The following is a 13,164-nucleotide window of genomic DNA, read 5'->3' as shown; positions in this document are numbered from 1 at the left end:
GTCTGTTCGGACGAATTTGAGGAAGGTGCCCTCGATGGGTGGCACGAACCAGGAAGTCAGGCATTACGACCTGGCAGTGATCGGCGCCGGTTCCGCCGCAGAGGCGGCAGCAGCGGAAGCGCGCCGCCGCGGAAAGTCGGTCGCGCTCGTGGAGCGTGGCGTCATCGGGGGGACGTGCCCGAGCGTGGGCTGCGTTCCGTCGAAGTCGCTGCTGGCGGCAGCGGCAGTCCGCGCTACGGCCATGAGCGGACGCTTTCCGGGGATTGCCACGAGCGCGGGGCCGGTCGACCTCGCGGGACTGGTGGAGGACAAGGACCAGATGCTGACCGTGCTGCGTCAGCGTGACCACGTTGAGCGTCTGGACCGCGAAGGCGTTGACGTCCTCGTCGGGTCGGCAGCCTTCGCGCCCTCGCAGGAGGATCGTCCAGTCCTCCTCGTCGCGGGGCGCGATGGCGCCGAGACGCAGGTGGTGGCGGATCAGGTGATCGTCGCCAGTGGTGCCGGTCCGTCCATTCCAGAGGTTCCCGGTCTCCAGGAGGTCGACTACCTCACCTACGCCACGGCGATGTCGCTGGACCGCGTGCCGGAATCGTTGTTGGTGGTCGGCGGCAATGCGGTCGGCCTCGAGCAGGCGCAGCTCTTCGCGCGTCTCGGTGCCGAGACCACCGTCATCGAGGTCGCGTCCAGGATCGCGCCGCACGAAGACCCGACCGTCTCCTCCGCGCTACGCGAGGCGCTCACCGCGGAGGGCCTCACGATCATGACTGAAGCGACCCTGACCCATGTCGAATCAACCCCGACCGGGATCGAAGCCACTCTGACCCATGACGGAGAGACCCTCACCATCGCGGCGGAGAAGATTCTGATCGCGACCGGCCGTCGGCCGGCAACCGACGGTCTCAATCTGGCCACCGTCGGGGTCGAGACCGGCCCGCGCGGGGAGGTACTCGTCGACGAGCAGCTCCGCACTGCCAACCCGCGCATCTGGGCCGCGGGCGACGTGACCGGCGTGGCGCAGTTCGTGTACGTGGCACACGCCCAGGGCACGGCTGCGGCTGCGAATGCCCTTGGCGACGAGAATCGGACACTCGACTACACGGCCATGCCGCGAGTCACGTTCACCTCTCCGTCGGTGGCCGCCGTCGGGCTCGCCCCAGCGGACGCGGAGGCCAGGGGGCAGGAGTACGAGCAGCGCGAGCTACCCCTCAGCTCAGTGCCTCGTGCGATCCTGGACCGCCGGTTCCACGGCGTCCTCAAGCTGGTCTCCGATCCCACCACCCAGCGCCTGCTCGGCGTCCACATGGTCGGCGAGGACGCCGGCGACATCGTCGGCGCCGCCACCTACGCCATGTCCGCGGGCCTGACCGTCCAGCAATTGGCGACCACCTGGGCGCCCGCCTTCACGATGGCCGAGTCGCTCAAGCTCGCCGCGCAGCTCTCACCCGTTCCTAGCTCCTCGACAGAATTGCAGGCATGACATGACATTCTCCACGCTCGCCCAGATCGCGCACCGCTTCGTTGACGTCGATGGAGTGCGGGTCTTCTACCGCGAGACGAAGCCCGAAGGGCAGGATGCGCCGGTGTTGCTGCTCCTGCACGGCTTTCCCTCCGGGTCTCACCAGTTCCGCCGGCTCATCGACCTGCTCGGCACGCAGTATCGGGTGATCGCCCCCGACTATCCGGGTTTCGGTCACACCCAGGTGCCGGACGACTTCGAGTACTCGTTCGACCGGCTCGCCGATATCACCGAGGGATTCATCCAGGGCCTCGGTCTTGACCGCTTCACGATGTTCATCTTCGACTTCGGTGCCCCGGTCGGCTTCCGGATCGCTGAGCGACACCCCGAGTGGATTGCGGGGCTGATCATCCAGAACGGCAACGCCTACGAGGATGGCCTGTCGGAGGCAGCCCGGTATGTACTCACGCTGAGCCCTCGGGACCCCGGTGCCGAGGACACGTTGCGCGAGTTCTTCACACTCGCCGGAACCCGGGCCCAGTACGAGACCGGCGTCACCGATCCAGAACTGATCGCTCCCGACGGGTGGACCCTCGACCAGCACTTCCTGGACCTGCCGGGCCGCAAAGAAGCCCAGTTGGCGTTGTTCTTCGACTATCACACCAACATCGAACGCTACGACCAATGGCAGGCCTGGCTGCGCCAGCACACCCCTCCCACGCTCATCACCTGGGGACGCAACGACCCCTACTTCATCGAGCCGGGCGCCCACGCCTACCTTCGCGACCTGCCCGACGCCGAGCTCCATCTGCTCGACACCGGTCACTTCGCCCTCGAGTCCCACTCGCCGTCGATCGCCCCGCTCATCGCCGACTTCCTCGATCGCACGTGGAGATGAAGACCCACGCTCGAAGCCAGTGTGGATGGTTTGATGCTTGCATGAGCGCTGGCCCGGTTCTGAGGGCCCTGGACAGGAGCAGTAACATCCCGCAACTTCGGTCGTATGCGGCCCTCGGCGGGAGCGTCAGTCGTAGGTGTAGAAGCCGCGTCCGGTCTTGCGGCCCAGGAGGCCGGCCTCGACCATGCGGGCGAGGAGCGGCGGGGCGGCGTAGAGCGGCTCCTTGAACTCCTCGTAGAGCGACTTGGCGACGGCCTTGGTGGTATCGAGGCCGATCAGGTCGGCTAGGGCTAATGGACCCTGGGGGTGCGCAGCGCCGCGGACGAGGCCTTGGTCGATGTCCTCGGCGGTGGCGAAGCCGGACTCGAGCATCCGGATCGCGGAGAGGATGAACGGGATCAGCAGGGCGTTGACGACGAAGCCGGCTCGGTCTTGGCAGTCGATGGCGTGTTTGCCGAGTTCGTCTTGGACGAACACGCGGGCGCGTTCGGTGGTCGCGGTATCGGTCATCAGCGAAGGGACGAGCTCGACGAGCGAGAGCACCGGCACCGGGTTGAAGAAGTGCACCCCGAGGACGTGGCTGGGGCGCTGCGTCGCGACGGCGAGCTTCATGATCGGAATCGAGGAGGTGTTGGAGGCCAGGATCGCCTCGCGGCTGCTGACGATGGCGTCGAGGCGGCGGAAGAGGTCGGTCTTGGCTGCCTCGTCTTCAACGATGGCCTCGACGACGAAGTCGCGATCAGCCAGTGCCTCGAGGTCCTCGACGACCCGGATCCGGTCGAGCACGGCGTCCGCCGACTCGATCTTGCCGCGGTTCTCGGCCTTCTTCAGCGAGGCCTTCAGTCGGTGGCGGGCAGCGTCGACGGCGGCCGCGGACGACTCGACCACGATCGCGTCCTTGCCGGCGCGGGCGCACACCTCCGCGATGCCCGACCCCATCAGGCCGCCGCCGACCACGCCGATTCGTCCAATGCTCTCCATGTTGATCACTTTCTTTTCGGTGGACGCTTCGCGCGCTACGAGTTGCTCCGACGGCGCCCGCGAAGAACCCGGGCGCAACTGTGTGAGAGGGGCGCCGCACGGCTCCGACCAGCAACCCGACGGATTCCAAGCATCAGGGCGCCGAAGCCGACCCGGAAGCCGGTGGTCCCGACGCGGCCGGCGCTGAAGGCCTAGCGAGGCCGCCACCGCTTCCAGTGGGCCTTGGCGCTGCTGCGCTCCTTTCCTTTCCACTCCAGCCAGACCCTGACCTTCATGTCCGCCTCGGACGCCCCGCTGATTCGAGCGCCAAGCGAGATCGTCCGGTTGAGTGGGGCTGGGCGGAGGTAACGGACGTCGAGGCCGCGGTCACATAGGCGAGCGATGCTCCTGGCAGCGGTGGCCAACCCAGCAGGTGCGCTTCGTGTGCCACTGCAGCTGCTAATGGCAGTCGGGAAGCGTGCGATGATGCCGCCGTTCAGATACCCGAGGCCGTTGTCGTGTTGAGGCCATGGGGTGGACTCACCTGTCGTGAGACCGCCACCGGCGTCGAAGCTCTTCAGCTGCAGTCCGTCGGCGTTCGACGGGCCGCAACCGAAGCACGAGAGAGCGGGAACGTACCGGACCTGCAGCGAAGCCTCGACTGTCACAGCGGAACCCGATCTCTTCGCGCAGGGCTACGTCGCGAGCCGTCGCTCGTTCGCATCACTTGAACCTCGGAGCGCGTTTTTCGAGGAACGCGCGGATGCCCTCCTGACCGTTGGAAGAGCCGACGAGTCGGCTGATCGACTCGGCTTCCTGGCGCATCCGCGACTCGGGCGTCGGTTCGGCCACATTTCGCACCAGGCGCTTGGTCGCAGCGAGTGCCTCCCTTGATCCGGTGACCAGCCCGGCCACGATCTCGTCGGCGGTCGCCGCCAGCTCTTCGGCGGGAACCAGACGCGCGACCAGGCCGGCGTCGTACGCCTCCTGCGCGGTCAACAGGTCGCCCAGCAGGGCGAGCCGGAGGACGCGATGCAATCCCAGAGTGTGTGTCAGCATGCTTCCCCCGCCGTCGGGGCTGAGACCGACCTTCGCGTAAGCGAGGCTGAACTTCGCAGAGTCAGCGGCAAGGACGATGTCCGCGGCCGCCGCGATCGGGAACCCGATGCCTGCTGCGGTGCCATGGACAACACTCACCACGAGCGCATCGCCCCGGACCAGTTCCGTCACGACCCGGTTCGCGCCCTCGGCGAGCTCGAGAAGCAGTGCCTCTGGATCGTTGGCCGTGGCGAAGCCGTCGAGCGCGCCTCCGACCGAGAAGAATCGGCCTTCGGCGGCCAGCACAATCACGCGTGCGGCGTCGGCCTTCGCCCGCAGCACCGCGTCCCGCAGCTGGTTGCAGGACTCGATGTGCACCGGGTTGCCGCGGTCGCCGTTGACGAGCGTAATCCTCGCAGCCCCGTCATCGAAGGTGTAGTCGACGTACTTCTCGCTCATGCTGGTTCCTTCTCCGAGTCCGGGCTCAGTTGACCGCACGCTCACGGCTCTCCCAGTAGGGGGCGCGCAGCTTGTACTTCTGGAGCTTGCCGGTCGCTGTGCGGTCCAGGACCTCGCGGAACTCCACCGTGGTTGGCGCCTTGTAGCCAGCCAGTCGCGCCTTGCACCACGCGATCAGCTCTGGCTCGGTCACCAGGACGCCCGGGGCCAGCACGACGAGCGCCTTGATCGTCTCGCCCCACTCCTCACTCGGTACACCGATGACGCAGACCTCGGCGACCGCGGGATGGGAGAACAAGCAGTCCTCGACCTCGATCGAAGAGACGTTCTCGCCGCCGGTGATGATCACGTCCTTCTTGCGGTCCGCGATGGTGAGGTAGCCGTCGTCGCCGATCACGCCACCGTCACCTGTGTGGAACCACCCGCCCGCCAGCGCGTCGGAGGTCTCCTCCGGCTGCTCCCAGTAGCCCTCCATCACGACGTTTGACCGGGCAAGTATCTCACCGGCACCCCCTTCGGAGTCCTCGGTCCTGAGGCTGACACCAAGGGCAGGCGCACCTGCCCTGATCAGCTTGGCGGCACGGTCCTCCACATCGAGGTGGTTCCACTCGGCACGCGAGCGGTTGATGGTCAGGAGGGGCGAGGTCTCGGTGAGGCCGTAGATCTGCATGAATTCCCACCCGAGCTCCTCTTCCACCCGCGCGACTGTCCTCGTCGGCGGCGGCGCCCCTCCGTTGATGATCCGCACCCGACCGCGACCCGGGATCTCACCGTCCCATGTCTGCGCCGCCTCGAGCACTGCGGCGGTGACCGCCGGCGCCCCGCACATCAGCGTCACCCCGTGGTCACGTACCCGGCGCAGGATCTCGGAACCGTCGACCTTGCGCAGGATGATGTGTTGCGCGCCGACGCCTGTCATGGCGAACGGCATGCCCCAACCGTTGCAGTGGAACTGGGGCAGCGTGTGGAGGTAAACGTCGCGGTCGCTGACCGTGGCGTGCAGACCGAACGTGACCGCGTTGACCCAGATGCTGCGGTGGTTGACCTGAACACCCTTGGGCCGCGACGTGGTGCCGGACGTGTAGTTGATGGCCGCCGTAGCCGACTCATCGTGAACCCATGGCGTCGGCTCCGCGCCGGGCGCGGCGTAGATGTCGGAGTCGGAGCCGAGCACGAACTTGTGCTCGCACTCAACGTCCTCGAGCGCCTCCTCGAGCTCCGGGTCCACATACAGGGCCCGGGCCCCGCTGTGCTTGACGATGTAACGCACCTCGTCGGGCCCGAGGCGGAAGTTGATCGGCACGATGACCCGGCCCCAGCCACACACGCCGAAGAATGCGGTCATCAGCCGGCTCGAGTTGTGGCTCACGACCGCGACCCGTTCCCCCACACCGATGCCGAGTTCGTCGAGCCGCGCGGCCTGTCGACAGGCCAGATCGCCGATCTCGGCGTAGGTCAGCGACCCCAGGCCGGGCGCAGGCTGATCGGGCTCGTCGACCACCCCGACCCGATCGCCGTAGACAGCGACCGCACGGTCGAGGAAGTCATTGACACTGAACGGGACGAGCAAGACGGTCTCCTCGGAAGGTTGTGGGCGATATGCGCAGGCTCACAAGCCTCGCCGAGGCGAGCCGACATGTCAATACACAATGACGCATTTCGCCCGTGTATAGTTCTCATGTCAGTAGTCGATGACTCGAACAAGCGACAGGAAGGCCAGCACGCATGGCGAGCAACGATGTGTCCGCCGTCCTCGACGCCCTTGGCGACGCCACCAGGAGGGAGATCCTCCTCGTGCTCGGCGAGGGCGAGATGTCGGTGAACCAGATCGCGGATCGCGTTCAGCATGTCGGGCGTACGGCCGTGTCCAGCCACCTGCGCGTATTGCGACTGGCCGGCGTGGTCTCGGAGCGCCGCGAGGGCCGTTTCCGCTACTACAGCATCGATCCGACACCCGCGTCCCAGGTCGTCGACTTCGTCGCCTCGATCTACCGCTCTGCAGTGACCGATCTCGGACAGATTGCCGCTTCGGCCCACGAGTCGGGCGGCGAGGAGTCCAGCGTCATCTCGGCGTGAGGACAAAGCTGCGATGGGCGAGATCATCATCTCCGACCAGCTCGAGCTTCCGTGCTCGTCTCGCGACGCTTTCGACCTGATCGCGATGCACGGTCTGCCGCCGTGGCGATTGCCTCTTGGCACTGACCTGCGGGTAGGCGTACCGATCAGCGTGCCGATCACCTTGCCCGCCAGCCTCGGTGGGCAGCACGCCGACGTCTTGGGTCGGGTCGTTCGCGTCGAGCGGCCCCATCTCCTCGTGATCGCGCACGAGCTGCCTTGGCGCGGAACGATCACCGTTAAGGTTCGACCGGTCGGCGGTGACAGCTGCCGGCTCCGTCTGGTGAGCAGCGTGGACGAAGACCTCGTCACCTGGGCGACTCGACTGTTCATGCCGCCAAGCGTCCAGAAGGACAGCGCCGAAACCTGGCGGATCGGTCTGCTCTCGAGCGGCAGCGGACCAGCGGGCGTCTTCTCGATGGCCACCAAAAACATGGCGACGCTGGCTGTGGAGGAGCTGAATCAGGACGGCGGAGTGCTCGGGCGGAACATCGAGCTGACTCACGGCGACGACGCCTCGCATCCCGGCCTCGGCGCAGCGGAACTCGTGCGTCTCAAGGCATCGGGCTGCGATGTGGTGCTCGCGAACGTCATGTCTGCCACATTCCGTAAGCTCCTGCCCGTCGCGCGCCGACACAACATCCTCCTCGTTCATACTCTGATGAACGAAGGCGACGCCACCGGCGAGGAGAGCTTTCAGCTCGGCGAACGCCCGATGGCGCAGGCGTCCGCTGCCATTCCGGCCCTCATGCGAGCGACGGGCGGCGACCGCTTCTACCTGGCAGGCAGCGACTACTGCTGGCCTCGGGTGATGATGAGGTCGGCCCGGGCTGTGATCGAACGAGCTGGCGGCTCTGTCAGCGGCGAGCACTACTTGCCCCTGGGAAGCAATGACTTCACGAGCTTGATCGAGTCGATCGATCGTCACGGCACCGAGCTGGTGGTGTCCACGTTCGTCGGCGCCGACGAGGTCGCTTTCGAACAGCAGATGCACATGGCTGGCGTGGGCGAGCGCGTCAGGACTGTCTCCTTCACCCTGGACGAGTCGACCCATGAATACATCGGCCCAGCCGCAAGTGCCGGACTGTGGACGGTGTTCTCCTACTTCCAGGCACTCGACTCAGCGGAGAACATCGCCTTTCTCGCCCACTATCGCGCGCGTTTCGGTGCGGATGCTCCGCCGGTCTCGAGCCTGACCGAATGCGTCTACGAGGCAGTGCACCTCGTTGCCAGAGCAGCGATGGCGGCTGGCGAGACGTCACCGTCCGCACTCGGGCGGCAGCTGCGTGACGGTGTGGCGTTCACCGGACCGCGCGGGCGAGTCGAAGCAACCGCAAGCGGGATCCGCCAACCCATCTATGTGGCGCATTCCAGCAGCGGGCAGCTCGAGGCCGTCGATCAGCGTTCCACCCTGCTGGGCTGATCATCGACCCTTGTCGTGGCCAGAGCCGCCATCGATGGTCGACTGAACGGCTGGGTGAGGTGTGAGGCCAGATCCGCAGGAAGGGGTGCACAACCTGGGCCGCCGTCGGCGATCCAGGCCGCGATGACGTTGTTCTGCCCGTGGTCGAGGATCCTGCCCAACCAGACTGGCGACCCTCCCCTGATTCGACCAGCGCGAGAGGGAGAGACGACAACGACGTTGGCCTGCTCGCATTTCAAGAGGCAGTCGGAGATTCGCATCCGGGCGCGTCCCGCCACGCGTAAGCGGAGGTCGGTGACCAAGGCATCGTGATCGATGCCGGGATACTGGAGCGGATCTCCGCAGCAACAAGCACGGCAGACCGTGACCACACAGCGGTCACGGTCTGCCGTGGCGTTCTGCCCCATCAGCGTCGGTCTTTCACACCAGGCTCCGCTGCCGGCGCGCAAGGTCCGAGCCTGCTCTGGTCATGCGATGTGTTCGGATGCCGTGGACAACACCGATCGCCGCCCACATGCCTGCCAGCTGCGCCAGCGAACCGACCCGGAACTCCCAGATCAGGTCCGCAGGGACAACCGCCGGGATCTCTGGGGCGATACCAGAAGAAGCGAGCAACAAGACCGCAGTCGCGGTCACGGCGCCCAGCACCGTTGTCATCCATGCCCACTCAACCGGAACGGACCGACGCTCCAGCTTGCGCTTGAGCGCGAACACAGCGCCGATCGCCAGGATGCTGAGCAGGATCGTCAGCAGATAGGCGAGCGTCCGCTGTGTCACGGTGTCCGGGTCCCCCACCGCGGGCGGGTTGGCGGGCACGGTCAGCGCTGGCATCAAGACGATCGCTCCGAACGCGAGGGCCGACAGATGGAGCGAGCGGCCCATGGCGGTGCCACCTGCCATCCGGTGGTGAGACTTCGCGTAGGCGACGGCGAATGCCAATCCGAACAAGATCCCGACCAGCACGACAGTGAGTGTGCCACCGAGCTGTTGCTGAAACCGCGTGACGAGCTCACCGTGGTCGTGGGCCGCGACGCCCTCGGCGCCGTGATGGTGCGAGTGCTCGTCGGCCGCGCCTGCGTTCTCGATCGCGATGGCACGGTTGATCGACGGCTCGACCAGGATCCAGAAGAGCGCGGCCGAGACCACACCTCCTCCGAGGCCCGCCAGTGCGCCGGTGCCGAGGCGTCGCCCCCAGGACAGCTCCCTCATCGGACTAGTGGCACGGCACGCCGAGCGCGTGCCGTCCGTCGTGGGTGACCTCGTGCAGCCAGGTCGCTGCGCCCGCGGAGAGCAGGGTTCCGTTCTCCTGAAGCAGCACGTAGACGGCGAAGAGCGCGATGGCCGCAATTGCCCAGGCCCAGACGGGCACCTGAACCTTCGTTGCCCCGCTCGCGAGTGCAGTGTTGTTGATCATGGTGAATCCCTTCGTTCAGTTCGGGGTCGCCGGGTCGACGGCGATCGGGTCGAGGTGGGCCTTGTGGTGACCACGGTTGGGTGGGACGGCCAGGACCTCCTGGGTCTTGGCCTCCAGGGCGCCGGGCTCGATGCTTCCGATCTGGTCGAGGACCGACTCGAGTGCGTTGACCCAGTGCTCGTAGTAGGACCAGCCCGGATCGGCGAGATCGTTGGTCTCCTTCTCCCACGCCTGGATCGACTCGATCAGTGCTCCCTGGAATGCGGACCACTCGAACTCGCCGACCTTGTGTGCGCCCACCGCCAGGGCGAAGGCCCTGATCTGCCACGGCTCGTCGAACGCCCGATCCCCCTCGCGACCGGCCGGAACTCCGCACACCAGGGCCTCGATCTCGGCGCGCTGTACGTCGACCGACTCCTTTGTCGCCGCCGCGCTCACGATGCCGCCTTGACCGCGCCGACGCCGATCATGGAGTCGCGGGTGACGAGCTCGGCGAGCTGCTCCTCTGACCATCCTTCGGTGCCGGTGGGCCGCTGGGGCAGGACCCAGTAGCGCATCTCGGAACTGGAGTCCCACACGCGGATCTCGGTGGACTCGGGGACGACGTACCCGAACTCCTCGGCGAGGACCTTGCGAGGCTCACGCACCATTCGCGAGCGGTACTGCGGCTCCTTGTACCAGTTCGGCGGGAGGCCGAGCACGGGCCACGGATAGCAGGAGCACAGCGTGCACACGACAGCGTGGTGGACGTCGTCGGTGTCCTCGAGGGCGACCATGTCCTCCCCCTGAAGGCCGCTGATGCCCAGCTCCTTGCACGCCTCCGTGGTGTCCTCGAGGAGTCGTGCCTTGAAGTCGGGGTCGCTCCAGGCCTTGGCGATGACCTTGGCGCCGAGCTGCGGCCCGACCTCGTTCTCGTAGATCTCGACCATGCGGTCGACCATCTGGGTGGTGATGAGGCCCTTGTCGATGAGCATCGACTCCAAGGCCTTGACGCGCGCGGTGATCTCCTCGGGCGTCCGAATGATGCTGCTCATGCGGTTGCTCCTTCCAGCTGCTTGGCGAGCTCGATGTAGGGGTCCCAGACATCGAAGGTGGTGGTGGTGTTCGGCTCGGCGTGCTCACCCCAGAGCTCGGTGGCGTCGAACTGGACGGTGTAGACGTGCTGTGGGTCCTCCCCCTGGAGGTTGCCCGCCGCATCCGGGTAGACGAACGAACCGCGGTGAGCGATGACCGTGCCGGTCTTCCCGCGCACGTAGCGGGCGAGGCGGGTGTGACCCAAGGGCGCGTTGGTGGAAAGCGTCACTCGGTCGCCGACAGCGAAGCGGACCGGGTTGTCCGTCGGCCGCCGAGGCGGCACCCCTCCGACTGCTGCGGCGGTCGCAAAGTCGACAAGCTCCTGGTTCGGCTCGTGCTCGGGCAGCGGTGCCTCGGGGTTGTCGAGGTAGTACGTCGTACGCCGGTCCAGCTCGTCCATGTCGAGCTCGCCGAGTCGCTCGCCGTGAACCTCGAACGTGTGCAGCCAGTGCTCGTAGTACGGAGACTTCAGGTAGACGACGGGGTCCATGACCTCAATGCCGTGCCGGAACGAGTCGAGACCGAACCAGCCGGCCCGGAAGAGTGCCGGGAACATGGTCAGGATGGCCTTCTCCCAGTCGGCCCGGAAGACCGGCTCTTCGGCTGGCGGGTTGACGGGGCCGAGGCCGTCGGCTCCTCCGAGGTCGAACAATCCATTCATGCGTTGCTCCTCATCATGTTGGGGGTCGGGAATCCGCCGATTGCGGTTTCGAAAGCGTGGGCCACGCGAAGCACGGTGGCGTCGTCGAAGTGGCGGCCGATGATCATCAGTCCGACCGGAAGGCCATCGCTCATGCCAGCTGGGACGGTGCAGGCGGGATGGCCTGTAACGTCGAAAGGGCAGGTGTTCCCGATCATCTCGAGAGCACGTCCGATGACCGCGTCGACAGGGGCGTCGGCTCCGGGAAGGGGGGTTGGGAGCATGGGCATGGTCGGCATCACCAGGACGTCGTACTCCTGCAGCGCAGCGTCGTAGGCAGCGCTCAACTCCTGCTCGAGGTTGCGCGCCATCGCGTAGTGGCGGCCGTGGTTGGTCTCCAGGGCATACCGACCGGCCAGAGCGACCATCTTGACCGTCTCCGAGAACTGGCTGGCGTCCTGACGCCACCGCGACCCGTAGTGAGCCATCAGCTCGGGGTCGTAACGCCCCTTCCAGTTCATTCCATAGCCGTTGCCGTCCACCATCTGCCAGGTGGCGCCCTCTGTGGCGATCACGTCCCAAAGGGCGGTCCCGTCGAGGTGCCAGGGGATGGAGACGTCCTCAGCCGGCAGACGGGCCGCACGCAGGGTCTCGACGGCTTCGCGGACCACCGCGTCTGCCCCCGCGTCGGAGTTGACGCGCCCGAAGCCCTCGACGACCACCCCGATACGCAACCCTCGGGCAGGCTCGTCGAGAGCTGCGACGTAGTCGACGGGATCGAGGGTGGTGGGCTGGCGAGGATCCTTGCCGTCGGCTCCTGCCATGACCGACAACATCAGCGCGGCGTCGGCGACGGTTCTGGCGATCGGGCCAAGGTGGTCGATGGACTGCTCGATGGGAAATGCCCCGGTGTAGGGAACCAGTCCGTGGGTGGGCTTGTGCCCCACGACACCGCACCAGGCGGCAGGCATCCGCACCGAGCCACCCTGGTCGCCACCCACCGCCAAGTCCACCTCGCCCTGCGCCACCAGGACTGCACTGCCGCTCGAGGATCCGCCGGCTGACCGGGTCGTGTTCCACGGATTGCGGACAGCATGAGGCTTGCTCGTGTGTGAACCTCCGGAGAAGCACAGGTCCTCGCAGGTCGACTTGCCAGCGATCACCGCGCCGGCGTCGAGGAGGCGGCGCACGACCGTGGCGTCTTCGGCGGGAACGAATCCCTCGAGCGTGCGCGAGCCGTTCATCATGGGGATCCCCGCCACGGCCGTGTTGTCCTTGATCGCAACTCGGCGCCCGGCCAGGAGGCCGGAAGTGCTCTCCTGGATCTCCGTGGTGACGTACCAAGCGTTGTCGGGATTGTCTGCAGGGTCGGGCTGTCCCCAGCGTCGGTCCGGCGGGGTCGGGGCGATCTCGCCGTAGAGATCTTCCACCTTGTTCCACGACTGCAGCAGCCCACTGGCGGCGGCTTCGTAGATGGCCATGTCGCCCTCCGCGATCCCGAAGCCATAGCCCTCCGCGATGCGGGCGAGCGCGGCAGCATCCGGCTGATCCATCGGCATGCGTTCCTCCCTTCGAGCGGGCCACGGTGTGTGTCCCCAGCCACAGTCAAGGCGGAATCTGTCAATATGTCAATGGTTAGGCACAGATTAACAAGAACGCCAGACGCGGTACACCGGCACGTCACACA

The 13,164-nt window shown here is 66.6% G+C and carries 13 protein-coding genes; 4 read left to right on the top strand and 9 right to left on the bottom strand.

The window, feature by feature from the left end; genetic code table 11:
- Nucleotides 1-34 precede the first annotated feature (34 nt).
- Complete coding sequence (gene merA / locus ABZY89_RS12025) at nucleotides 35-1,477, top strand: mercury(II) reductase (RefSeq protein ID WP_355227366.1); 1,443 nt, start codon at nucleotides 35-37, stop codon at nucleotides 1,475-1,477.
- A 1-nt stretch (nucleotide 1,478) separates the two neighbouring features.
- Nucleotides 1,479-2,354 (top strand): alpha/beta hydrolase, encoded by an 876-nt coding sequence (locus ABZY89_RS12020; protein ID WP_355227364.1) that lies wholly within the window; start codon nucleotides 1,479-1,481, stop codon nucleotides 2,352-2,354.
- 126 nt (nucleotides 2,355-2,480) lie between these two features.
- Here the strand turns inward: ABZY89_RS12020 and ABZY89_RS12015 are convergent, their stop codons facing one another.
- The 3 genes from ABZY89_RS12015 to ABZY89_RS12005 all read right to left on the bottom strand — a co-directional run bounded on the left by ABZY89_RS12015 (nucleotide 2,481) and on the right by ABZY89_RS12005 (nucleotide 6,381).
- On the bottom strand, nucleotides 2,481-3,335 hold the full coding sequence (locus ABZY89_RS12015; RefSeq protein WP_355227363.1) for a 3-hydroxybutyryl-CoA dehydrogenase: 855 nt from the start codon (nucleotides 3,333-3,335) through the stop codon (nucleotides 2,481-2,483).
- Between the two features lie 702 nt (nucleotides 3,336-4,037).
- Nucleotides 4,038-4,811: an enoyl-CoA hydratase-related protein gene (locus ABZY89_RS12010; RefSeq protein WP_355227362.1), complete on the bottom strand. Its 774-nt coding sequence runs from the start codon at nucleotides 4,809-4,811 to the stop codon at nucleotides 4,038-4,040.
- Nucleotides 4,812-4,836: 25 nt separating this feature from the next.
- The gene (locus tag ABZY89_RS12005; RefSeq protein WP_355227360.1) at nucleotides 4,837-6,381 is read right to left on the bottom strand and encodes an AMP-binding protein; all 1,545 of its coding nucleotides are present in this window, start codon (nucleotides 6,379-6,381) and stop codon (nucleotides 4,837-4,839) included.
- Between the two features lie 155 nt (nucleotides 6,382-6,536).
- Here ABZY89_RS12005 and ABZY89_RS12000 point away from each other — a divergent pair, with 155 nt between their 5' ends.
- Entirely contained in the window at nucleotides 6,537-6,887 is a 351-nt protein-coding gene (locus ABZY89_RS12000; RefSeq protein ID WP_355227359.1) for a metalloregulator ArsR/SmtB family transcription factor, read from the top strand.
- 13 nt (nucleotides 6,888-6,900) lie between these two features.
- The gene (locus ABZY89_RS11995) at nucleotides 6,901-8,349 is read left to right on the top strand and encodes a substrate-binding protein (protein WP_355227358.1); all 1,449 of its coding nucleotides are present in this window, start codon (nucleotides 6,901-6,903) and stop codon (nucleotides 8,347-8,349) included.
- A gap of 420 nt (nucleotides 8,350-8,769) precedes the next feature.
- Here the strand turns inward: ABZY89_RS11995 and ABZY89_RS11990 are convergent, their stop codons facing one another.
- From ABZY89_RS11990 to ABZY89_RS11965, 6 genes are read right to left on the bottom strand one after another with little or no spacing between them, the layout of a single operon-like run.
- Nucleotides 8,770-9,558, bottom strand: a complete 789-nt coding sequence (locus tag ABZY89_RS11990; protein ID WP_355227357.1) for a CbtA family protein — start codon at nucleotides 9,556-9,558, stop codon at nucleotides 8,770-8,772.
- 4 nt (nucleotides 9,559-9,562) lie between these two features.
- Entirely contained in the window at nucleotides 9,563-9,763 is a 201-nt protein-coding gene (locus ABZY89_RS11985) for a CbtB-domain containing protein (protein WP_355227356.1), read from the bottom strand.
- Between the two features lie 15 nt (nucleotides 9,764-9,778).
- On the bottom strand, nucleotides 9,779-10,201 hold the full coding sequence (locus ABZY89_RS11980) for a nitrile hydratase accessory protein (RefSeq protein ID WP_355227354.1): 423 nt from the start codon (nucleotides 10,199-10,201) through the stop codon (nucleotides 9,779-9,781).
- A complete protein-coding gene (gene nthA, locus ABZY89_RS11975; RefSeq protein WP_355227352.1) occupies nucleotides 10,198-10,797 on the bottom strand; it encodes a nitrile hydratase subunit alpha in 600 nt (199 codons plus the stop codon). The genes ABZY89_RS11980 and nthA overlap by 4 nt, the downstream gene beginning before the upstream one ends.
- A complete protein-coding gene (gene nthB / locus ABZY89_RS11970) occupies nucleotides 10,794-11,498 on the bottom strand; it encodes a nitrile hydratase subunit beta (protein ID WP_355227350.1) in 705 nt (234 codons plus the stop codon). The genes nthA and nthB overlap by 4 nt, the downstream gene beginning before the upstream one ends.
- A complete protein-coding gene (locus ABZY89_RS11965) occupies nucleotides 11,495-13,036 on the bottom strand; it encodes an amidase (RefSeq protein WP_355227348.1) in 1,542 nt (513 codons plus the stop codon). The genes nthB and ABZY89_RS11965 overlap by 4 nt, the downstream gene beginning before the upstream one ends.
- Nucleotides 13,037-13,164 lie beyond the last annotated feature (128 nt).

The organism is Nocardioides sp. NPDC006303, from assembly GCF_040613175.1.
Taxonomy (GTDB): domain Bacteria; phylum Actinomycetota; class Actinomycetes; order Propionibacteriales; family Nocardioidaceae; genus Nocardioides.
Note: the sequence above shows the minus strand (reverse complement) of the source record. Positions and strands in the feature narration are given on the sequence as shown.